The sequence below is a fragment of the Neorhizobium petrolearium genome (genome assembly GCF_017873175.1).
Lineage (GTDB): Bacteria > Pseudomonadota > Alphaproteobacteria > Rhizobiales > Rhizobiaceae > Neorhizobium > Neorhizobium petrolearium.
Window position 1 is genome coordinate 437,547 of sequence record NZ_JAGGJW010000002.1, and the last position, 21,574, is coordinate 459,120.

A 21,574-nucleotide genomic window follows, 5' to 3' on the forward strand; every position below is an offset into this window, starting at 1 on the left:
TCTTTCCCCTCAATAGGCCGCGACGGTAGCGATGGCGCGCCCGTCCGTTCCGAAAGCCATCAGATGGCGGGTGTCCAAGAAGACCTCGATTTCTGTGTCAGGATCGATATCGTGAATCCCCCGCGCGAGCATGACCCAGCGAATCCCGTTGAAATCGAGATGAACGAAGCTTTCCGAACCGGTGATCTCGGAAATCTGGGTCCTGGCCCTGATATGCGCCGAGCTGGACGTCTGCGCTGAAAGTCCGAGATGGTGCGGGTGAAAGGCGACCGTCATCGGTCCGTCCGCGACGTCAGCAAGATGCGATGGCACAGGCATGCCATCGGTGTCCCCATGCCGGAACGAGCCGCCGGACTTGATGACTTCAATGAAGTTGAGCGGCGGATCGGCGAAGGTCTTTGCGGTAATGAGATCAGCCGGCCGGCGATAAACGTCAATCGTCGGACCGAACTGCGTCACCCGGCCTTCGCAGAGCGTGACTGTATTGCCGCCAAGTAGAAGCGCCTCCGAGGGTTCGGTTGTCGCATAGACGAAGATCGCCCCAGATTGCGCAAATATCTTCGGCAGTTCGACGCGCAATTCCTCGCGCAGCTTGTAATCGAGGTTAGCGAGCGGCTCGTCCATCAGCACAAGACCGGCATTCTTGACGAGGGCACGGGCAAGTGCCGTCCGCTGCTGTTGGCCGCCGGAAAGATTGAGCGGTGTGCGGTCAAGATAAGCCGTCAGCCGCAGGAGGTCGGCAGTCTTGCGCACTTCCCTGTCGATCGTAGCCGCGTCCTTGCCGGCGATCCGCATCGGGGAAGCAATATTCTCATAGACGGTCAGGGACGGATAGTTGATGAACTGCTGATAGACCATCGCAATGTTGCGCTTCTGTACCGGCACACCGGTGACATCCACACCGTCGAAATTGATGGATCCATCCGTCGGGCGATCAAGGCCTGCCATCAGCCGCATCAACGAGGTCTTGCCCGAAAGGGTAGGGCCGAGCAGGACATTGAGCGTCCCCCGCTGCAACGTCAGATCGGTGGGGCGAATGTGGTATTCGCCTCCTGCCATTTTCGACACATTGCGCAATTCGAGCATTGATGCCTCGGGCCTCCCAACCCTCGGTTCAGTTGCGGTTTCCTTGCTTCGCGTATGCTGCGCGGCGGATTCCAGCCATATAGTCCTCCAGTCGCGCAGCCTCATCAGCCGTCAGGAACAGTCCCTGCTTGGTGCGGCGCCACAGAACGTCCTCCGCCGTTCGGGCCCACTCTTTCTCCATCAGCCAGCGTATTTCGATCTCGTAAAGGGAGCCGCCGAAATGGCGACCGAGATCGCCGGCGACAGCGGCGTTGCCGAGAATGACCGCAGCATTCGTACCATAACAGCGCACGAGGCGTTCGGCATGTCTTGTCTCGATGAACGGATAGCTATGCCGAAGCGACTTCACTTGATCCTTGTAGCCGACGACAGAGAAGTCACCGCCCGGCAGCCGGCTTCTGGCCGTCCAGGATGACCGCTTGGCGCCAATCGCCTCCCCAATCTTCTCCAGAGCGTGCTCTGCGAGCCGGCGATAGGTGGTCAGCTTGCCGCCAAACACGTTGAGCAGCGGGGCACCCTCGGCTGCGTCAACTTTCAACACATAGTCGCGCGTGGCTTCCTGCGCTTTTGACGCGCCGTCGTCATAGAGTGGCCGGACGGCGGAATAGCTCCAGACGATGTCCTCCGGCCGCACAGGTTCCGAAAAATATTCGCTGGCCGCGCCGCAGAGATATCGGACTTCTTCATCGCTGATCTTGACGTCCTTTGGATCGCCTTTGTAGTCGCGATCCGTGGTGCCGATCAGCGTGAAGTCGCGTTCATAGGGAATGGCAAAGATGATGCGATTGTCCGGATTCTGAAAGAAGTAGGCACGCTCACCGTCGAACTTCTTCTTCACAACGATATGGCTGCCCTGAACGAGGCGGACATTGTGAGCCTCGTTGCGGCCGAAGACACCGCGGATGACGTGGTCGACCCACGGGCCAGCGGCATTGACAAGCATTCTCGCCTTATAGCTTGCGGTCTTGCCGGAAACAGCATCAACCGTATCGATCAACCAAAAGCCGTTCTCACGCTTGGCGGAGACCACCTTGGTGCGCGGCATGATCAACGCACCCTTGTCTGCCGCGTCGCGGGCGTTCAGCACCACCATCCGGGCGTCATCCACCCAACCGTCGGAATATTCGAAAGCCTTGGTGAAAAGCGATTTGAGCGGTTTTGCAGCAGGGTCGGACCGCATGTCGAGTACCGCGGTCGGGGGCAGCAGCTTGCGGCCACCCAGATGGTCGTAAAGGAAAAGGCCGAGGCGGATCATCCATGCCGGCCGAATTCCGCCCTTGTGATAGGGCAGAACGAACCGCAGCGGCCAGATGATGTGCGGCGCCATGGCCCAGAGGGTTTCGCGCTCCATCAGCGACTCGCGCACAAGCCGGAATTCATAATGTTCAAGATAGCGCAAGCCGCCATGGATGAGCTTGGTGGCGCCTGATGATGTGCCGGAGGCAAAATCGTTCATCTCGGCGAGAGCGACGGAATAACCGCGCCCGGCCGCATCACGCGCAATGCCGCAGCCATTGATGCCACCGCCGATTACGAAAAGATCGAAAACCGCTTTGCCCGACATTTCCTAAACACCAATTTCGCATTGCAGCATTATGCGCAATTACGAAAGACAAATTCATCTAAATCGAAACAAAATCGAATGTCAAAAGATATTCTTCGAAACCGCTTTCGCGGCCTCATCACCATTCTGAATATTCGTCTCGATCAACCGAACGTCGCGTTCCGCGCAGATTTGTCTGATAGACGGGACAGGGCAATGATCGGTGATGAAGGTGTGGACCTGGGATATATGGCCGATACGGACCGGGGCAGTACGTTCGAACTTGGAGGCATCGGACACGAGGATCACATGCCGCGCGTTGGCGATAATGGCTTGGGCAACCTTCACCTCCCGGTAATCGAAATCGAGTAGCGCTCCGTCTTCATCAATCGCCGAGACACCGATCACGGCGAAATCCACCTTGAACTGGCGAATGAAATCCACTGCCGCCTCGCCCACAATACCGCCGTCAGACCCGCGCACGACACCGCCGGCAATCACCACCTCAATGAAGGGGTAGACCCTCAATCTGTTGGCAACATTGATATTGTTTGTGATGACCATCAGGTCCTTGTGGTCCATCAGCGACTCGCCGACGGCTTCGGTCGTGGTGCCGATATTGATGAAAAGGGACGAGTTGTCGGGGATAATCGCGGCCGCCATCCGGCCGATCGCCTGCTTTTCCGTCGCAGCCATGGAGCGGCGCGCATCGTACTTCACGTTCTCGTTGCCGCTCGGGAACACCGCCCCGCCGTGGATCCGCGTCAGTGCCCTGCTGTCGCACAGATCGTTGAGATCCTTGCGGATCGTCTGAGGCGTGACCCCAAAGCGGGCGGAGAGGTCATCGACGAGAACTCGTCCATGCTCCTTGGCGATGGACATGATTTCCGACTGCCGACTGCTGAGTAGCATTGGGTCTCCTCCGGCGGTTTCGCTTTTTTCATTTTACGACAAAACGAAAGATCGCCAAGTACCCGTTCGTACTCTCCTGATTTATCCTTCCCTTGTCGGAGAAGGGGTTATCCGCCCTTTTGGAGCAGGCGGATATGTCCTTTACTGCGAGCCCGGGCATTCATCCACTTAGCAGTGTGTAACGCCGATGGCTTGGAGGATAGCCTGTGCTTGCAAGCGACCTTCATAGGCCGCATGGTACACGCCTTCCTGCGCATGTTGGTGGCTTCGCTGCTCTGCGCAAAATTGTGCCCCGTATCGGCGGGGAAGATCCGGAGATGCTTCTATGGAATTGAAATGGCTGGAGGATTTTCTTAGCCTTTCTCATTTCATGAACTTTACGCTTGCGGCTGGCGACAGGCACATCACCCAGTCGGCATTGAGCAGGCGCATCCGGCAGCTCGAGGAATGGGTCGGGCTTCCATTGATAGATCGTTCCACCTACCCGGTGCGACTGACGCCTGCTGGAGAAAGCTTCCTGCCCCGCGCGCGCAAGACAGTTGAAATGTTGATCGCGCTTCGCGAAGAGACACAGGAGCAGCATGCCGCTCCTCAAGACATCCTCTCCTTCGCCACCATGAGTACGCTGGTTCTCACGTTCTTTCCGGTCTGGATGGAGAAAATCGAGGCAGACGGGGAGTCGTTCCGGACACGCTTCACGGAGGCCTACTCCTCCTTTTCCAACAATGTATCGAAGCTGTTCCGCAATGAATGCGACTTCCTTCTGACCTACGCGCATGAGTGCGTCCCCGCGATCAAGGAATTGTCCGACTATCCCTACCTTACCCTCGGGTCGGAACGCGTCATCGCCATTTCAGCCCCAACCGACGACGGTGCTCCCATTCACCGGCTATGTGCCGACGGAACGCCCGTAAATTATCTGAGCTACCGGGATAGCTCCTTCTTCGCCCAGGCACTTCCCAAGACCATCTTTGACAAAACTCCGATCCGCTTGAATACCGTTTATGAAAACGCGATGTCGGCCGCCCTGAAGGCCATGGCTGTGTCCGGTCACGGCGTCGCCTGGATTCCCGAAAGTCTGGCAGTCAACGAAATGAGCACAGGGCAGCTCGTTCGGGCAGCGGACCCGTCACTCGACATGGAGGTGGAGATCAGGCTCTACCGTTCCTACCGTTTGCGCAGCAAGCGCGCAGGGCAGTTCTGGAGACGTGCCGAAGAGGTCGGCATGCTCGCCGACCGCGTCGTTCCTTGATCCAGCCGATGTTTGCCCCGAGGCTTGCTTCTTCAAGCCGCTGTCGTGCGATTGTCGAAGAGCTGTTCAAGAAAGCTCATATTCGTTAGTTCGTCGAGCGCTTCGAGAGTCGCGTAAAGTGCTTCTGCGTCCTTGAGGCCTGCGACGCAATCAAGGAACTTCGTCCTGCGGTCCTCTTCTGAAAAGGGATCGGCAAGACCACCCCGCGCGAAGAAACGTTCCTTTTCGTAAACATGGCCGCCATCGAGTGTGATCCTTAACCGATGCGGCAGCTGTGTTGCGGCACGTTCTTCTGCCGGAGTGTAGTGGGTCATCGAAATCTTCGCGAGCAGCGGGTCCCGCGCGGAAGCGACCACGCTTGGCGGCGTGAAATCCGACAAAGACAGCTTCTTGCGGCGCAATGCGAGCGCGAGGCAATATTGCATGGAGAAGCGTGCCTCCATCTCGTTGACTGGCTTGGTATAAGGGAGATTGCGAAAATTCGCGATACCGACATGGCATTCCGCGGAGACGACAGCGTCAGCATCAAGCGGCACCTCATGCAGAAGGTCAAGCGCCATGTCGATGACCAAATGTGTCGAACCGCAGCAGGGGTGTCGCTTCGGCATGAGCCCGACGGTCTCGATGACATGATCACGGGTGCTCGCGATAGACTCGCGATCATAACCCACAGGGTCCGATCCGCCGAACATTTCGAGGAAACCCTGCGGCCCTTCGAGAATGTCCGATCTGCCATATAATCCTTCGGCTGCCAGCAAAGCCGCTTCGACAGCGTTGCGGGCCGCCATTCCGGCATGAAACGGCTTGGCGGGAGTGCCGAATTGTCCCTTCGTGCCGGACGCCATGCTTGCTCCTAGGGAAAGGGCCCGGGCAATCCCGTCGGCGTCCAGTCCCAGCAGCTTTGCCGCTCCCGCCGCGGTACCGATGCTGCCGATCGTCGATGTGCCATGCCATCCGGCGGTGTAATGTGATCCGGCAACACCGCTACCGACAAAGGCCTGTGCCTGGAGCGCCACAAGATAGGCATCCACCAGCGCACGGCCGCTTGCTCCGGTCCGGCCGGCAATCGCGAGCAATGCCGGCACGATGACCGCCGAGGCATGGCTCATGCCGGGTTTGAAATTGTCGTCGTAATCGAGCGCATGTGCCGCCGTGCCGTTCACAAGAGCTGCAACGGAGGGAGACTGGCGCGCGCCGGTCACGAGTGGTGCTTCGTCCACGGACTGCGACCCGAAGGAGCGGCTGACCGCCAGGGTGCTGATATCGCCCCGGCCCGCGTAGAGGCAGGCAAGCGTGTCGGCGATCGCCTCGCGGGCAAGCCTCCGGGCAGTATCCGTGATTGCCGGTGGTGCGGCGCACCATGCCGCAATGGTTTCGATAACGCTCATTGTCATAAGGCTCTTTGGTAAACCGTTCGGAGGAAACGCAAACCCTGCCGCGGCCAACGAGAGACGCAGATGGCAGGAAACAGGAATTCGGAAAGCCCTGCTCAGGACGTATCTATCGCGGCCAGCAGATGCCGCAGCAGCCGTCCCATACCAAAGTTCTTAACCTCACGTCCGGGTATTTCGGTATCGACTCGGTGGATCACGACCATATCCAGTGCCGGCATGACCAGGCAGTAATGACCGCCGGCACCAAGCGCCGCATAGCTGCCTTTCGGCGTGACGACACCAGGCAGGAAGACGCCGTCCCTCTCCAGCCACCACATGTAACCATAGGCACCGCGCGTACCGGCGTGCGAATAGGGCATGACACATTCATGTGCCCATCCGACCGGGAGCACTGGCGCTCCGTTCCAGAACCCCCGCTGAAGGAAGAGTTGCCCGAAACGCGCGAGGTCACGGCTCGACATACGGAACGGATAGGCGGGATGGTCGCTGATGTCGAACGTCTCGTGCCACCCATCCGGTTTGTCGCCGTCAAGCGAGAAGTCCTCCATGCCGATCGGGCCGGCGATGCGGCGAGCAAAGGCCTCGTGAACAGTCTCACCAGTCAAGCGGGTGAAGATCGTGCCGAGCGCGTTGAAGTCCCAGTTGTTGTAACACCAGAAGGTTCCGGGCGCGTGGGAATGTCGCGTCTCCTTGATCCGTCGCATCCAGACGGTTTCGTAGCCGGCTGGGTGATAGATGCCGGAACGGGCGGTCAGCAAGTCATAGACGGTGGCCTGCCTCTCGACGTCGCTTAGCCCCTCCCGGTCGTTTATGCCGAGGCTCTCCAGCGTCGCCGAAAGATCGATCCTGCCGCTTTCCACCTCGAAGCCGATCAGGGCGGCAAGGAAACTCTTGCGGATGGAATGGCAGAGGAATTTCCGCGCCGGATCGCCGAGCGAGAAGGCCACCTTGCCGCGACGGATGACCAGCAGCATGTCGGTCGCCTGTGATGCCGCGCAGGCGCGAATCGCCTCCAGCGCTTCCGGCCGGAAGCCGGTAGGGCTTTCGCTGCCATGCCATTCCCATTCGAAGTCGATCGGATCGTCTTTCTTGAACGCGACCTCGACATTCATGCTCCAACCTCCTCGCGGCGCGCCACCGACTCGATGCTGGCTTCGAGAAACGCTCGCGTATAGTCCTCCCTCGCCTGGAAATGGCGGATCTGTTCTGCGCTCAGTTCCTCGATGATCCGCCCCTGATGCATGATCCCGGCGCGCTCGCAGATATGGGCGATCACCGCAAGATCGTGCGACACCATGAGATAGGTCAGGTTGCGCTCGCGGCGCAGGCGCTTCAGGAGGTTCAGGATCTCCGCCTGCACGGAGACATCGAGAGCCGAGGTCGGCTCGTCCAGGAGAAGGACTTCCGGCTCGATGATCAGCGCCCTTGCAATCGCCACGCGCTGGCGCTGTCCGCCGGAAAGTTCATGGGGATAGCGATAGCGGAAGGACGGGCCGAGCCCGACGGCCTCCAGCGTCTCGGCGATACGTTCCGACGGGCGGTCGAAGCCGTGGATGGCGAGCGGCTCGGCCAGAACCCGCTCCACGATCTTGCGCGGATGCAGACTGCCATAGGGGTCCTGGAAGACCATCTGCACGCGGCGGAAGAAGTCTTTGCCGCGCTTCTTCGGCAATTCACGAGCCCCGAGGACGAGCGCACCCTCGTAATCGCCGTTCAAGCCGGAAAGCGCACGCAGGATCGTAGACTTGCCGCAACCCGATTCACCGATCAGACCGTAGGCCTCCCCTTTCCGGATACGGAAGGACACATCATCGACGACGCGCGTGCGCGTGTTCTGGACGCCGAAGCTGATGGAAAGGCCGATAGCCTCTACCAAGGTACGATCGGGGGCGTTCATACGAGAACTCCGTTGCGATAGACAGGCCCGTCGAGCCAGGAAGGATCGCGGACCGGCACCCTCAACTCGTCCACCGGATGGTCGAGGCGTGGCAGGCTTTCGAGAAGCGCCTGCGTGTAGGGATGGCGGGCCTGATGCAGGTCCCGCGCGGGAAGATCCTCCATGATCCTGCCGGCATACATGACGAGAACCCGGTCGCAGAAGCTGGCGACCAGATTGAGGTCGTGGCTGATGAACATCAGCCCCGTTCCCCTCCGGCTCACCAGTTCATCGAGGATCGTCAGGACCTGGCGGCGCACCGTAACATCCAGCGCGGAGGTCGGCTCGTCGGCGATGATCAGGTCCGGCTCGGGGATCAGCATCATGGCGATCATGATGCGCTGTCCCATGCCGCCGGACACTTCGTGCGGAAAAAGATCGAAGACGCGCTTCGGCTCGCGGATCTGCACCGCTTCCAGCATGGCAAGCGCCTTGGCCTTGGCTTCGGCAGGCGGCGCATTGTGATGCAGCCGGTAAGCCTCGACGATCTGGTTGCCGATGCGCATCAGCGGGTTGAGCGAATATTTCGGATCCTGCAGGATCATCGAGATATGATTTCCGCGAATCCGGCGCATGTCCTTTTCGCTGGCGGCCAGGAGGTCCGTGCCGCGGAACCGCATGTGCTTGGCGGTGATTTTCGCGCCCTTCGGCGTCAGCTTCAGCAGCGAGCGCCCGGTGAGCGACTTGCCGGAACCGGATTCGCCGACGATCCCAACCTTTTCGCGGCCGATGGTGAAGGATATTCCCCGGACGGCGTCATGGCTCCGGTGCGCGCCGTGGAAACGGATCCTGAGATCCTCAACGTCGATGAGCGGCTTATCCATGGCGGGGGTCCAGAACGTCGCGCAGTCCGTCGCCGAAGAGGTTGAAGGCGAGGCTGGTCAGCAGGATGGCGGAACCGGGAATGGCGGCGATCCACCAGCTCGTCATCACGAACTCCCGGCCGGAGGAAAGCATGGTGCCCCATTCCGGGCTCGGCGGCTGCGCTCCGAGGCCGAGGAAGCCGAGGCCGGCCGCCGTCAGGATGATCGCCGCCATGTTGAGCGTCACGCGCACGACGACGGAGGGGATGCACATGGGCACGACATGCCCGAAGATGATCCGCAATTTCGATGCGCCCTGAAGGCGGACCGCCGCGATATAGTCGGATTTGCGAATGGTCAGCGTTTCGGCGCGAGCGAGACGTGCGATCGGCGGCCAGGATGCAAGCGAAATCGCGATGATCGCATTCTCGATGCCAGGCCCCAGGGCAGCGACGAAAGCCAGAGCGAGAATGAGGTTCGGGAAGGCAAGGAAAATGTCGACGATGCGCATCAGAACCGTGTCGACCCAGCCGCCCAGGTAACCGGCAGTCGTGCCCACCAGCAATCCGATGGGCGCAACGATAACGGTGGTCAGAAGAGCGATGTAGAGGGTGATCCGCGCACCATAGATCAGGCGGCTATAGACGTCGCGGCCGAGTTCGTCAGTACCCAGCCAATGTTCCGCCGAGGGGGGCAGGAGACGCATCGCGAGATCCTGCTCGAAGATGTCATGAGTCGCCAGAAGCGGCGCCAGAAGCGCAGCGGCGAGAATGACGACAATGACGGCAAGGCCAAACAGGGCGGAGAGGTTGGAACGCAATCGCCACCATTGCAGCCAGAGCTGCTGCATGCGGGCGTGAAAAGGGGAAGTAGGTACGGGCGCACGCAACCATGCACCGAGGCTGGAGAGTGAAATATTCTGAGATGTCATGGCTTTGTCGGTCATGGCGGCCTCACCGGGTTCTGGGATCGACGACGCGATAAAGGACATCGCAGAACAGATTGAGGGTGACGAAGATGATACCGACCAGAAGCGAACAGCCCACCACGGCATTCATGTCGCCGACGAGCAGGGCGTTGGTCAGGTATCGGCCGAAACCCGGCCATGCGAAGACTGTTTCGGTCAGCACCGCCCCCTCAAGGAGGAAGGCATAGGAAAGAGCCACGACCGTGACGACCTGCACGGCGACATTGCGGAAGGCGTGAACCCAGACGGTCCGCGCCCAGGAAAGCCCCTTCACGCGGGCCGTGATGATATATTCCTGACTAAGCTGCTCCATCATGAAACTGCGGGTCATGCGGCTGATATAGGCGAGAGCGCCGAAGCCGAGGATCGAGGCTGGCAGGATGATGTGACCGAAGGCATTGCGGAAGACATCCCATTTCCCCGTGATCGCCGTGTCAACCAGATAAAAGCCGGTAATCGGCTTGATATCGAACTCGTAGATGAAGTCGATGCGCCCCGGTCCGCCGATCCAGCCGAGCGTGGCGTAGAAGATCACCAATCCCATGAGGCCGAGCCAGAAGTTCGGCGCCGAATAGCCTATGAGGCCGGTGAAGCGGATCACATGGTCGATCCAGGAATTCCGGTACATCGCCGCAAGTACGCCGGCTGGGATGCCGAGCCCCGTGCCGATAATGATCGACAAGGTGGCGAGCTCGATCGTCGCGGGAAACACCCGAGCGATATCTTCGATAACCGGTTTTCCAGTGGTCAGAGCCTGTCCGAAATCAAGCGATAGTATGCCCTTCAGATAGATGCCGAACTGATACCAGAGCGGTTTGTCCATCCCGAGCGCGCGGGCCATGTTGTCATAGGCTTCCTGGGTGGCATTGTCGCCGAGAATGGCGACAACCGGATCGATCGGCAGCATCCTCCCGATGAAGAAGGTCAGGGCCGCAAGACCGAACAGGGTCACCAGGACCGGCAGCAACGTCTTGCCGATGATCCTCGCAACTAGGAATACGGGGTTCGGCCTGAGGTCCGTCCCCGCATTGTCGCGGGGAACGGAGGTGGTGATTTCCGCCATGGGCTCGCCTCCCCTATTTGGAGGCGGACGTGTAGTAGACGCGGAACCCGTTCCAGGTCCAATCCTTCACCTTGTCGCTCATGCCAAGGATGTTGTACATCTGAAACATGATGGCCATCGGGCCTTTTTCCATCACATCCTTCTGAAGCGCATAGTAGATCTGGTTGCGCTTTTCCGGATCGCCTTCGAGAAGCGCTTCCTGGACACGCTTGTTGAAGTCGTCGTTCTGGAAGGCGGCGCGCCATGCCGGAATCTGCGTCAGTTTCGCTTCCGCGCGATTGTCCGGGTTGTAGACGAGGCGCGAGGCATTGCCGTGCGCATCGGGAACGCCGGTCTGCCAGGCCAGCATGCCGCTTTTGAACTCGCGGCCGCGAATGCGGCTGAAGAGCTGGGCATTGGCCATGCGTTCCAGATTGAGCTTGACGCCGACCTTGGCCGCGTTCTGCTGGATGCTCTGGGCGATCGGCGCCGAATGCGGCAAGGTGCCGAACAGGACGTCGCTTTCGAAGCCGTTCGCATAACCCGCCTCGGAGAGAAGTGCCTTGGCCTTTTCGAGGTCGAGCGTAAAGGGCTGGCCTTCTTTCGCATCAAGTGCACCGACAGCGCCGAGCTGGGCGAAGCTTGCGCGCGGCACACCGAGATAGGTCATGACCGACTTGGCGAGCCCGTCATAGTCGATAAGGTAGCGCATCGCCAGCCGCACCTTCTCGTTCTGGAAGACCGGGTCGGCCACATTGAAAATCCAGAAGAAGAGCTGCGGTTTCAAGACGCGCTCGATCTTGAGGCCTGGCTTGCCGTCGAGATCGGCCAGATCGTCGGGTGAAAGATCGCGCGCAATGTCGACATCGCCCTGGGTCAGCAGGAGGCGTTGCGTTCCCGGCTCGGCGACGTGGCGGATCAGGACGCGGGAGAGCTTTGGCTTGGTGCCGTAATATCCGTCGTTCGCCTGAAGAACGACGGATTCACCCGCGTTCCACTGCATCAGCCGATAGGGACCGACGCAGGCAGTGTTGGTGGCGAGATACTTGTTGCCGAGGTCGCCATTCACCTGCTTCTCCATCAGCGTCTTCATGTCGAGAAGCGAAGAGACTCGGTTGGCGCCGATCGCCTGGAGAATGAGGTTGGTCGGATAGGGCTTGTCCAGCTTCATGACGAGCGTGTTGTCGTCCGTCGCCGCGATACGTTCCTTCACATTGTCCTTGCTGAAGCCATATTCAGTAAGCGTCGACGCATTGCCGTAGCCCAGCTGGACGACACGTTGCATGGACCAGGCAAGCTCCTTGGCGGTCGCCGGCTCGCCGCTTGGGAACTTCATGTTCTCATTGAGATGGAACGTGATCTGCATGCGATCCGGCGAAACATCCCAGCTCTTCGCCAGAAGGGGAACGACCTTCGATTCGTCGGCGGGATCGAAATCGACCAGCGAATCACAGGTGTTCTGCATCAGTTCGCTGGTCACGACTTCACCGATCTGCGCCGGGTCGAAGGTGCTGATCGCATCGATGTTCCAGGCCATGACGAGCGCGGAATCCGGCGTCGCAGCGAGGGCCGGCAGGCTGATTGACGAAAGGAAAACGCCGGCTGCTGCGGCAATCAGGCCGCGGCCTTTGATAATTTGCTTTCTGGTCATGTTCTCAATTCCCCTTTTTTGATTGTTGACTGAAACAGATGCCATTCGAAGCAATGCTGAAGGAATTTCAGGCCGCCTCCTTCGGGCGCGCCTGAAGAGGCGGCGTCACGTCGGCCGGAATGGGGCACACATAGGGCGTCCTGCCGACGCGCTCCTGATGATCCTTTTTCGCTGCAGCAAGCAGCTCGGCGTCGCTAAAAACGTCGATCGCGGTGGCGGCCATCATCTTGGCGGCATGAGTCATCCCCTTGTGAGCGGCGGGCATCTTGCCCTGCGCGGTCACCTGCCAAGAATGGCCGGGCGTGCCGATGGCAATCGTCGCGGCATGTGCCTGCACGGTCGGCATCACCCAGCTCACGTCACCGACGTCCGTGGAGCCAATCATCGGTTCGCCGCGGACATCGAGCGGCACGATGAAATCGCAGAGCGGTGTCTCCTGCCGACGCGGAATGCCGACGGCGCGATAGGCGTTGTTGATATCCTCTTCGCTCAACGTCGCCTGAATCTTCGCCGCGAAGGCCTTGTCTTGCGCATCGAAAGGTATGGGCCCAAGGCGCTCAAGATTGCGCTGCATGGCTTCTTCCAGCGGGCGATTCGGCAACAGATTGGAAACAGCGCTCATGATGGAGATGTGAACCGTCGTCCCCGTCATCATTGCAGCGCCTTGCGCAACCTGTTTCACACGTTCGTTGAGCTCCTGCATGCCCTTGAGATCTCGGGAGCGGATGGCATAGCGGACGGCGGCCGTTGCCTGCACCACGTTCGGCGCGATGCCGCCGGAATCGAGCATCGCGTAGTGGATGCGGCTGTCGGAGGGGACGTGCTCGCGCAGATAGTTGACGCCGACATTCATCAGTTCCACCGCGTCGAGCGCGGAGCGGCCGAGATGGGGCGCTGCGGCGGCATGCGAGGCCCGGCCGGTAAATCGGAAATCCATTCGGGTATTAGCGAGCGAAAGTGCGCGTGCCACTTCCGTGAAGGCGCTCGGATGCCAGGTAATGGCGATGTCGACGCCATCGAACGCGCCCTCGCGGGCCATGAAGGATTTCGCGGCACCGCCTTCCTCGGCCGGGCAACCGTAATAGCGCACGCGGCCGGGTCTGCCGGATTTCTCCAGCCAGTCCTTGATTGCCGTCGCCGCCAGCATTGCAGCGGAGCCGAGCAGATTGTGGCCGCACCCATGGCCATGCCCATTGCCGGGCAAGGGGCGCGGCTGGGCGACACCCGCTTCCTGGCTGAGCCCTGGCAGCGCATCGTATTCGCCGAGGATGGCGACGATCGGGCCGCCCTCGCCTGCCTCGCCCATCACCGCCGTCGGAATGCCGGCCACATTCTCGGTCACGCGGAAGCCCTGCTGGCGCAGCATGGCCGTATGCTCGGTCACGGAACGATATTCCGTATAGGCGATTTCCGGCATGCCCCAGACGCGGTCGCTCAGGGCCTCGAACTCGGTCCTGTGATTATCGACCAAGTCCCAGATCAGGTCGCTGTTCTGCATCGCTCACTCTCTCCAATCCATTACTCGTCATCAAAGATGTTTTTCGAGGAACCGGGCGAAGGCGGAAAACACCTTTCGGCGGTTCTCTATCCGGGCAAAACCGTGGCCCTCGTGGTCGATACGCAGGTACTCGCAAGGGTGACGCAGACCGCTGAGGCAGGAATAGACGGTCTCGCTCTCTCCGATCGGTACGCGCGGATCACGATTGGCGTGGACAAGAAGCAGCGGCGCCTTCATGCGGGCGATCCGGTTGATGGGAGAGAAGCGCTCCAGCGCCTCGCGCATCACCGCCGGCTCGCCATATTCGGCGGCACGCTGCTGGCGCCCCCACGGTCCGGTGGCGAGCAGATGGGTCAGGAAATTGCAGACACCGTAGAAATCGACGCCAAGCGCCCACAGATCCGGATCCTCCGTCAGCGCGGACAGCACCATGAAGCCGCCATAGGAGCGCCCGAAAACGCCGATACGTGCCGCGTTCACGTCCTTACGCGCGCCGATGGCAAGCCGAATGGCCCGTAGGTCTGCGACCGAGTCCATGCGCTTCTCACGGTCATCGAGTTCATGCCAGGCGCGGCCATAACCGGTGCTGCCTCGGACATTCGGGGCGACCACCATCACACCTTGAGAGACCAGGAACTGCACATCGGCGCGGAAGTCCGGTTTCCATTGCATCTCCGGGCCGCCATGCACGATGAAGAGCACGGGATATCCAGTTTCGGGGGGTGGGGAAGTCGGCTGATAGACGAGAGCCGGCACCATCCGCCCATCGAAACTTTCGAAGCGTTCCACGAGAGGTTCGCCGAAGGACCCGGTATCCGCCCCCCCACCATCGACCGTCACCAAGAGTTCGAAGCTGCCGTTCTCCGGATCGAGTTTCCAGATACCCGGCAGCGTCGCCGCACCTTCGAGCGGGAAGACAAGCGATCGGCTGTCGGGAGTAAAGGCAAGCGACGTCACGACGCCGGGCGGGTGCCCCTCGAACATCCGGATGGAATCGCCGTCGCGGTCGCAGAGGCCGATACGGCTCCACCCCTCATCGTTGAGGACGAAAGCGATTTTCTGCTGGTCGGGCGAAAGCGCCAGCGCCTCGACGTTGCTTCCCGGCTGTTCGAAAATGTTTGCCGTCTCTCCGCCCTCGGCTGGAAACTGCCGAATGCCCATGAAATCGCTTCCCTGATCGCAGACGGCAATGCCGCCACTGCCGTCCTTCAACAGGCGGGCGGCGAGATATCGAGCACGCCCTTGATGCGGCATAAGCGGCGTCAGGCGTCCGGTCGCGATATCGAGGCGATACATGTCCTGATCGTTGCCTGAGCGCAGGGACTCGCGGACGAGCAGCGATTGCCCATCGGGAAAGAAAGCCAGGACTTCCCGCATGCCGTCCCCCTCGCGGATGCAGGTGGCCATCCCCGTCGAGAGATCCATGACATGAATATCCATGTCGCGAGGTGAGCGAGCGTTGGAGGCATAGGCGATGCGCTGCCCATCCGGAGACCAGGCGCCCCACAGATGAACGATACCGGGCGCGCTCGTCAGCGCGACGGGTTGCCCGGATGCTTCCGGCAGGAGCCAAAGCTGATGGCGTTCGTCGCCGCCGCAATCCGTCGTGAACAGGATATCCCGACCTTTCGGGTTGAAGGCCAACGCGCCGACTGGCTCAGGCATATCCGTGACCTGTCGTGCCGCGCCACCGTCAAGCGGCCTGATCCATATCTGGTTGAAGCCGCTTGCGTCGCAGAGATATGCGAGAAGTGTTCCATCAGGGGATATCGCCGGCGATTTCACCGATCGGATTTCAAGAAAGGGCGCGATGGCGGCCGCATCGAAGGTAGACATCATTCTGCTCACGCGCATTCCCCCTCTTTGGGGGTGATCGGGGCCATCCGCTTGCGAAGCCGCTCGGTCGCCGCCTTCAGTTCATCGAAAAGAGGGCCTTTGGTGGATTGGTGGTTTGCTTCGGTGACGATCGAAAAGCCGGCTTCCGGCCAGGCACGATGCAGTCGCCAGGCGGAAAGCATCGGCGTGACGGTGTCGTATCGTCCCTGCACGATTTCACAGGGAAGATGTCTGATCCGATCGATGTCGCGCAACAATTGTCCCGGTTCCAGAAAAGCACGATTCACGCAATAGTGGGTGAACAGTCTCGCCACAGCGAGCGCTGCTGTCGGTTCCATCAATGCGGCCACATGGCCCGGGTCGGGAAGGAAAGTCTGGGTTTTCGCGGAAAAGCCGCGCAGGCTTAAGGCCGCCGCCACTTCCTCATGTGCGTTGCCGCTCGTCAGGCGCCGGTAATAGGCAGCAAGGAGGTCGGCGCGTTCTTCCTCCGGCACGAAACTCGCGAACTCTTCCCACTGGTCGGGAAAGATCGAACGTGCGCCATGGAACCACCAATCTATATCTTCCTGTCCGGCCAGGAAAATACCATGCAGTCGAAAGCCGAGGCATCGTTCGGGATGCGCCTCACCATAGGCCAGCGCAAGACAGCTGCCCCACGAACCGCCGGCCACCAGCCATCGATCGATCCCTAGCTTTTCGCGAATAGCCTCGATATCGGCAATGAGGGCATCAGTCGTGTTGTCGTGGAGGCTTGCAGACGGAACGGAACGCCCGGCACCCCGCTGGTCGAAGGCGACGACGCGGAATGCCGATAGGTCAAATGTCTCCACATGCTTGCGGGAAATGCCGGCACCCGGCCCGCCATGCAAAACCACGACCGGAATGCCGTCATGAGCACCATATTCCTCGATATAGAGTTGGTGACATTTGTCGACCGGCAGATGAAAACGGTGCCTTGCCTTTTGTTCGTCCATTGCAAAGACTCAAGCCCAATAAAAACGGTCCACCGGCTAGCCACCGGAATGCCTACAAAATAGGCGAGACGATATTTTGGGCATGATGATCCAGATCGGATAGAGCGTCTAATGCTAATTGCAAATAGCTCATTCCGATTTGGAATAGTTTTATCTCCGCAACATAGGCTGGTTGCCTGGACGTGCCGCAAAGTGGACTTTCGGTCACCTAAACCCCGAAGTCGGTCCATCTTTCGCAGGTTCTATTACGCTGGAAATCCGAGAAACTGGGTCAGCGGATCATTCTGTTGGCGGACAATCTATTCTGCCGCAAGGTCAAAGCTTTTTTCACCGGAGCATCGAATTGGAAATTTGCAACGGTCCGTTCAAGCATCCGGACGACCCGCCCGGGGGGGGGGGGGGGGGCCGCACAGATTCCTCCTACCAAGGGCGGTCCGCTCTGGGCTTGTTCAGGTCAGGTCAGGCAACGATGACCGCGATGACCGCCACGCAATCGCCAGCCTTCACCAATCCCGGGAAGTGCCGAGCGCACAAGATGCCATCCATCTTTGCACGGATTTCGATAGGCGGTGCCCCGGTTCGTCCGGTTGGATAGATACGAGCCACCACGGCACCTTCGCGGACCTCGTCTCCGAGGTCAAAGATAGGCTCGATTAACCCGCCCTCCTCGGCGAAGGAAAAGCAGTTGCCGTCCGGCATATCGAGCCAGGTCGTCTGTCCGGCCTCAGCCCCTCCCGCGACGATGCCGGTATGGCGAAGCACGTTCATGACGCCGTGCTTGGCGATGCCCGCGCTTTTTGCCGTCGCCGTGCCGCCGCCGCCGAGCTCGGTGGTGATGAAGACCTTGCCCATTTCCTCGGCCGCGGTGTCGTACATGCCGACCGCGTCGATTTCGAGCATCCTCATCGAATAAGGTGCGGAAAACGCCTCCACCAACTCGAAAGCACGAGCTTCCTGATCCTTGTCCGGCAGGATGTGCGCGGCGCAGAACGGCAGGAAATCCAGCGTCCTGCCGCCCGAATGGAAGTCCAGCACGATATCGGCGCGCGGCAAGAGTTCTCGCTGGAAGTAGTCGGCGATCTTCTGCGTCACCGTCCCGTCCGGACGGCCGGGAAAGCTGCGGTTGAGATTGCCCGAGTCGATTGGCGACGTCCGCGTTCCTGCGACAAATGCCGGATAGTTCATCGCCGGAACGACGATCACCGTGCCGCTGACATCCTCCGCTCTGAGGCTGCGGGCGAGATCGAAGAGCGCAATCGGCCCTTCGTACTCGTCGCCGTGGTTGCCGCCGGTCAGGAGTGCGGTCGGCCCGCTGCCGTTGCGGATGACCGTGATCGGGATCATCACCGATCCCCAGGCGGAATCGTCGCGGCTGTAGGGCAGCCGCAGAAAACCGTGCTGCACACCCTCGGAGTCGAAATCCACCGTCGGGCTGATCGGTGACGGCCGCAAAGCTTTATCGCTCATCGCCGCCTCAATCCTTGACCATCAGCTTGCGCGGCACGCTCGCCAGGCATTCGACACCGGTCTCGGTGATGAGGATGCTCTCGGTCGTCTCGAAACCCATGTCCTCCAGCCAGAGGCCGGTCATGAAATGGAAGGTCATGCCGGGCTTCAGCTCGGTGCGGTCGCCGGGGCGCAGGCTCATCGTGCGCTCGCCCCAGTCTGGCGGATAGGAAAGACCGATCGGGTAGCCCGTGCGGTTGTCCTTGACGATCCCGTACTTCTTCAGCACCGCAAAGAAGGCGTTGGCGATGTCCTCGCAGGTATTGCCGGGCTTGGCGACCGCAAGGCCCGCTTCCATGCCTTCCAGAGTCGCCTTTTCCGCGTCGAGGAAAGCTTGCGTCGGCTTGCCGAGGAAGACCGTGCGCGACAGCGGCACATGATAGCGATTGTAGCAGCCGGCGATCTCGAAGAAGGTTCCCTCGCCCTTCTTCATCGGCCGGTCGTCCCATGTCAGATGCGGCGCCGATGCCTCCCTTCCCGACGGCAACAGGGGCACGATTGCGGGATAGTCGCCGCCGATCCCGTCGACGCCGCGCGTGCCGGCATCGTAGATCTCGGCGACGAGATCGCATTTGCGCATGCCGACCTCGATCTTGTCGAAGATGCGCGCATGCATCGCCTCGACGATGCGCGCGGCATTGCGCATGTACTTGATCTCCGTCTCGCTTTTGACCGCGCGCTGCCAGTTTACCAGCGCAGTCGCATCCACGAAGCGGGCATTCGGCAGGTGTTTCTGTAGCGAAGCGAAAGCGGCGGCCGAGAACCAGTAATTGTCCATCTCGACGCCGATCGTCAGCGTGCCGAAGCCGCGGTCCGTCAGGATGCCGGAGAGGTAATCCATCGGATGGCGCTCGGTCGACTGCACGTAGTGATCGGGATAGCCGATGATGTTCTCGTGCCTGAGATAAGCGGTGAGCTTGGCGCCGTTGGCATCCTGGCCGCGGCCGAACCAGATCGGCTCGCCGGACGGCGGCACGATGACGGCCTGGTGCACGTAGAACGACCAGCCGTCATAACCCGTCAGCCAGGCCATGTTGGAGGGATCGCTGACAATGAGGAGGTCGATCCCCTTCGCCTCCATGGCGCGCCGTGTCTTTTCCAACCGCGCGGCATATTCGCCGAGCGAGAATTTGAGATTGGGCTGGATCATGTTTCTTTCCTTCATTATCCGGCGCAAGCCGGCTCAGCTTTCGAATGCGGTGCCGGCGCCGGCAATATCCGCCCGCGCGAAGGCAAGCGTGGCGATGGCGGTATCCTGGATGCCCGTGCCGGTGAGGTCGACAAGCGTGATCTGTCCGGCGCCTCCGCGGCCAGGGTGGAGGCCTGCGACGACCTCGCCGAGATGCGGAAACCCGGCATCCGGCGAGACGAGCCCGGCCTCTATGGCATGACGCAGTTCCCCGAGCCGGCGTGTCTGTTTCAGGCTGTCGGCGACATAGAGATCGACCTTGGCAATCGCCGCCGGATCGATCTCGTTCTTGTGCTCGGCATCAGAGCCCATGGCAGTAACATGCTGGCCAGGCCGGAGCCATTCCGCCTTCAGGATCGGTTCTTCCGACGGCGTGGTGGTGACGATGATATCGGCACCCGCGACCGCGGCCTCTGGATCGGCCTCGGCGCGAACCGGAAGCCCGAGTCTGGTCGTCAGATCGGCAGCCACGGCCTCTGCTTTTGCGGCGTCCCGTGCCCAGATGCGCGCCTCGCGGATCGGGCGGACCAGCGTCAGAGCCTCCAGTTGAAGGCGTGCCTGCATGCCTGCTCCGAAGATCGCCGCAACGGTCGAATCCGGACGCGAAAGATGTTTTGCGGCAACCGCGCCGGCGGCGGCCGTTCGGACATCCGTCAGATAACCGTTGTCGAGCAGCAGCGCCTGCACGAGACCGGTGCGGCTGGACAGAAGGATCATCATGCCGTTGGTGCTCGGCAGGCCGATCTTCGGATTATCGAAGAAGCCGGGGCTGATCTTGATCGCGAAACCCTCGATGCCCGGCACATAGGCCGTCTTCACATCCACCTCGCCGCGATGTTCGGGGATATCAAGACGCAGGATGGGCGGCATGGCGACCGGCTTTGTGGCGAGCGCATGGAAGGCATCTTCGACACAAGCGACTGCCCCACGATCGAGCGGAACGAGCTTGCTCAGGTCTTTTTCGGTGAGAATGACCATCCGGCTCATGCGGCGTCCTTTCCATAGATCACGTCGCCGTTGATCACCCGCCGATGCTGTTCCATGTCGACGTTGCGGCCAGAAAGAATGGCGACGATCGGGCCTCGACTTGCGACCTTGCCCGCCAACAACGCCGCGATGCCGACGGCTGCAGCACCTTCGATGACTTCGCGCTCAACGGCATAGGCGTGCCACATGCCGGCTGCTATCTCGGCTTCGGAAAGCAGAACCACATCATCGAGAAGTTCGCGGCACATGGAGAAGGTTACACGGTTATCGAGGCCTATGCCGCCGCCGAGCGAATCCGCAAGACTCGGCAATTCCTCGACCAGAACCGGCCCGCCGGCATCCAGACTCGCCTTCATCGCCGCACCGCGTTCCATCGTCAGGCCGATGACTCGAGCCGATGGCTTCAAGCCTTTCACAGCGGCGGCAATGCCGGCCGCAAGCCCGCCACCGGACAGCGGCACCAGAACGGTCTCGACCTCCGGCACCTGCACGACAATCTCAAGGCCGAGCGTGCCTTGCCCCGCGACGACCGCCGAATGATCGAAAGGCGGCACCACGACCAGCCCCTCTTCCGTGACCAGCCTGTCCACCTCCTCCTGCGCCTCGTCCTGCGAACGCCCGATGATGCGAACACGTGCGCCGAGACGACGGATTTCCGAGACCTTGTTCTCCGGCACGAGCGACGACATGCAGATGGTCGCAAGCGAACCTTCCGCTCTCGCGGCAAAGGCAAGCGCCCGGCCGTGATTGCCGGTAGACGCGGCCACGACGCCCCGTGCGCGCTCTTCTGCAGAAAGGGCCAGAACGGCGTTGGTCGCGCCGCGCAGCTTGAAGCTGCCGGTGGTCTGGTGATGCTCCAGTTTCAGATGGACCGGCACGCCGCCGCGCTCGCTCAGCACCGGCGATTCCACCATCGATGTCCGGAGCACGCGATCATCGATACGAGCTGCGGCTGCGCGGATATCGTCGAGCTGAACCGGCAAGATCTTCCCGCTCAT

At 60.8% G+C, this 21,574-nt stretch carries 18 protein-coding genes; 1 reads left to right on the top strand and 17 read right to left on the bottom strand.

Annotation, left to right across the window (positions count from 1 at the left end; translation table 11 throughout):
- Nucleotides 1–9: 9 nt before the first annotated feature.
- The 3 genes from J2046_RS05960 to J2046_RS05970 form a co-directional block, all read right to left on the bottom strand.
- Nucleotides 10–1,086 (bottom strand): ABC transporter ATP-binding protein, encoded by a 1,077-nt coding sequence (locus J2046_RS05960; protein WP_210050237.1) that lies wholly within the window; start codon nucleotides 1,084–1,086, stop codon nucleotides 10–12.
- A gap of 28 nt (nucleotides 1,087–1,114) precedes the next feature.
- A complete protein-coding gene (glpD, locus tag J2046_RS05965) occupies nucleotides 1,115–2,650 on the bottom strand; it encodes a glycerol-3-phosphate dehydrogenase (protein WP_210050239.1) in 1,536 nt (511 codons plus the stop codon).
- A gap of 81 nt (nucleotides 2,651–2,731) precedes the next feature.
- On the bottom strand, nucleotides 2,732–3,541 hold the full coding sequence (locus J2046_RS05970) for a DeoR/GlpR family DNA-binding transcription regulator (protein ID WP_210050240.1): 810 nt from the start codon (nucleotides 3,539–3,541) through the stop codon (nucleotides 2,732–2,734).
- A gap of 325 nt (nucleotides 3,542–3,866) precedes the next feature.
- Here J2046_RS05970 and J2046_RS05975 point away from each other — a divergent pair, with 325 nt between their 5' ends.
- A complete protein-coding gene (locus J2046_RS05975) occupies nucleotides 3,867–4,793 on the top strand; it encodes a LysR family transcriptional regulator (protein WP_210050241.1) in 927 nt (308 codons plus the stop codon).
- Between the two features lie 32 nt (nucleotides 4,794–4,825).
- On the opposite strand, the gene J2046_RS05980 is transcribed toward J2046_RS05975, so the two are convergent.
- From J2046_RS05980 to eutB, 14 genes are all read right to left on the bottom strand, one after another.
- Entirely contained in the window at nucleotides 4,826–6,181 is a 1,356-nt protein-coding gene (locus J2046_RS05980) for an MmgE/PrpD family protein (RefSeq protein WP_210050242.1), read from the bottom strand.
- Nucleotides 6,182–6,282: 101 nt separating this feature from the next.
- The gene (locus tag J2046_RS05985) at nucleotides 6,283–7,299 is read right to left on the bottom strand and encodes a serine hydrolase domain-containing protein (RefSeq protein ID WP_210050243.1); all 1,017 of its coding nucleotides are present in this window, start codon (nucleotides 7,297–7,299) and stop codon (nucleotides 6,283–6,285) included.
- Nucleotides 7,296–8,084 carry an ABC transporter ATP-binding protein gene (locus J2046_RS05990; protein WP_210050244.1) on the bottom strand — a complete coding sequence of 263 codons (789 nt, stop codon included), beginning with the start codon at nucleotides 8,082–8,084 and terminating at the stop codon, nucleotides 7,296–7,298. Before J2046_RS05990 ends, J2046_RS05985 begins: the two co-directional genes overlap by 4 nt.
- Nucleotides 8,081–8,947, bottom strand: coding sequence for an ABC transporter ATP-binding protein (locus J2046_RS05995; protein ID WP_210050245.1), 867 nt, complete (start codon nucleotides 8,945–8,947; stop codon nucleotides 8,081–8,083). Before J2046_RS05995 ends, J2046_RS05990 begins: the two co-directional genes overlap by 4 nt.
- Nucleotides 8,940–9,872 (bottom strand): nickel transporter permease, encoded by a 933-nt coding sequence (nikC, locus tag J2046_RS06000; protein ID WP_233469557.1) that lies wholly within the window; start codon nucleotides 9,870–9,872, stop codon nucleotides 8,940–8,942. The genes J2046_RS05995 and nikC overlap by 8 nt, the downstream gene beginning before the upstream one ends.
- Before the next feature lie 7 nt (nucleotides 9,873–9,879).
- Nucleotides 9,880–10,947: an ABC transporter permease gene (locus J2046_RS06005; RefSeq protein WP_411828475.1), complete on the bottom strand. Its 1,068-nt coding sequence runs from the start codon at nucleotides 10,945–10,947 to the stop codon at nucleotides 9,880–9,882.
- Between the two features lie 22 nt (nucleotides 10,948–10,969).
- Nucleotides 10,970–12,586, bottom strand: a complete 1,617-nt coding sequence (locus tag J2046_RS06010) for an ABC transporter substrate-binding protein (RefSeq protein WP_210050248.1) — start codon at nucleotides 12,584–12,586, stop codon at nucleotides 10,970–10,972.
- A gap of 67 nt (nucleotides 12,587–12,653) precedes the next feature.
- On the bottom strand, nucleotides 12,654–14,084 hold the full coding sequence (locus J2046_RS06015; protein ID WP_210050249.1) for a M20 family metallopeptidase: 1,431 nt from the start codon (nucleotides 14,082–14,084) through the stop codon (nucleotides 12,654–12,656).
- Nucleotides 14,085–14,114: 30 nt separating this feature from the next.
- The gene (locus J2046_RS06020) at nucleotides 14,115–15,938 is read right to left on the bottom strand and encodes a S9 family peptidase (protein ID WP_411828469.1); all 1,824 of its coding nucleotides are present in this window, start codon (nucleotides 15,936–15,938) and stop codon (nucleotides 14,115–14,117) included.
- On the bottom strand, nucleotides 15,929–16,894 hold the full coding sequence (gene pip / locus J2046_RS06025) for a prolyl aminopeptidase (protein WP_210050251.1): 966 nt from the start codon (nucleotides 16,892–16,894) through the stop codon (nucleotides 15,929–15,931). Before pip ends, J2046_RS06020 begins: the two co-directional genes overlap by 10 nt.
- Nucleotides 16,895–17,353: 459 nt before the next feature.
- Nucleotides 17,354–18,361: a N(2)-acetyl-L-2,4-diaminobutanoate deacetylase DoeB gene (doeB, locus tag J2046_RS06030; RefSeq protein WP_210050252.1), complete on the bottom strand. Its 1,008-nt coding sequence runs from the start codon at nucleotides 18,359–18,361 to the stop codon at nucleotides 17,354–17,356.
- A 7-nt stretch (nucleotides 18,362–18,368) separates the two neighbouring features.
- Nucleotides 18,369–19,550 (bottom strand): ectoine hydrolase DoeA, encoded by a 1,182-nt coding sequence (gene doeA / locus J2046_RS06035; protein WP_210050253.1) that lies wholly within the window; start codon nucleotides 19,548–19,550, stop codon nucleotides 18,369–18,371.
- 33 nt (nucleotides 19,551–19,583) lie between these two features.
- Nucleotides 19,584–20,576, bottom strand: a complete 993-nt coding sequence (gene eutC / locus J2046_RS06040; protein ID WP_210050254.1) for an ectoine utilization protein EutC — start codon at nucleotides 20,574–20,576, stop codon at nucleotides 19,584–19,586.
- Nucleotides 20,573–21,574 (bottom strand): hydroxyectoine utilization dehydratase EutB, encoded by a 1,002-nt coding sequence (gene eutB, locus J2046_RS06045; RefSeq protein ID WP_210050255.1) that lies wholly within the window; start codon nucleotides 21,572–21,574, stop codon nucleotides 20,573–20,575. Before eutB ends, eutC begins: the two co-directional genes overlap by 4 nt.

Excerpts from the sequence above, each read along its gene's own strand:
- J2046_RS05990 (WP_210050244.1), bottom strand. The coding sequence starts at position 8,084 with ATGAACGCCCCCGATCGTACCTTGGTAGAGGCTATCGGCCTTTCCATC.
- J2046_RS06015 (WP_210050249.1), bottom strand. The coding sequence starts at position 14,084 with ATGCAGAACAGCGACCTGATCTGGGACTTGGTCGATAATCACAGGACC.
- doeA (WP_210050253.1), bottom strand. The coding sequence starts at position 19,550 with ATGATCCAGCCCAATCTCAAATTCTCGCTCGGCGAATATGCCGCGCGG.
- J2046_RS06010 (WP_210050248.1), bottom strand. The coding sequence starts at position 12,586 with ATGACCAGAAAGCAAATTATCAAAGGCCGCGGCCTGATTGCCGCAGCA.
- J2046_RS05985 (WP_210050243.1), bottom strand. The coding sequence starts at position 7,299 with ATGAATGTCGAGGTCGCGTTCAAGAAAGACGATCCGATCGACTTCGAA.
- glpD (WP_210050239.1), bottom strand. The coding sequence starts at position 2,650 with ATGTCGGGCAAAGCGGTTTTCGATCTTTTCGTAATCGGCGGTGGCATC.
- J2046_RS05995 (WP_210050245.1), bottom strand. The coding sequence starts at position 8,947 with ATGGATAAGCCGCTCATCGACGTTGAGGATCTCAGGATCCGTTTCCAC.
- eutB (WP_210050255.1), bottom strand. The coding sequence starts at position 21,574 with ATGAGCGGGAAGATCTTGCCGGTTCAGCTCGACGATATCCGCGCAGCC.
- J2046_RS05980 (WP_210050242.1), bottom strand. The coding sequence starts at position 6,181 with ATGAGCGTTATCGAAACCATTGCGGCATGGTGCGCCGCACCACCGGCA.
- J2046_RS05975 (WP_210050241.1), top strand. The coding sequence starts at position 3,867 with ATGGAATTGAAATGGCTGGAGGATTTTCTTAGCCTTTCTCATTTCATG.
- doeB (WP_210050252.1), bottom strand. The coding sequence starts at position 18,361 with ATGAGCGATAAAGCTTTGCGGCCGTCACCGATCAGCCCGACGGTGGAT.
- J2046_RS06020 (WP_411828469.1), bottom strand. The coding sequence starts at position 15,938 with ATGCGCGTGAGCAGAATGATGTCTACCTTCGATGCGGCCGCCATCGCG.
- J2046_RS05970 (WP_210050240.1), bottom strand. The coding sequence starts at position 3,541 with ATGCTACTCAGCAGTCGGCAGTCGGAAATCATGTCCATCGCCAAGGAG.
- nikC (WP_233469557.1), bottom strand. The coding sequence starts at position 9,872 with ATGACCGACAAAGCCATGACATCTCAGAATATTTCACTCTCCAGCCTC.
- eutC (WP_210050254.1), bottom strand. The coding sequence starts at position 20,576 with ATGAGCCGGATGGTCATTCTCACCGAAAAAGACCTGAGCAAGCTCGTT.
- J2046_RS05960 (WP_210050237.1), bottom strand. The coding sequence starts at position 1,086 with ATGCTCGAATTGCGCAATGTGTCGAAAATGGCAGGAGGCGAATACCAC.
- pip (WP_210050251.1), bottom strand. The coding sequence starts at position 16,894 with ATGGACGAACAAAAGGCAAGGCACCGTTTTCATCTGCCGGTCGACAAA.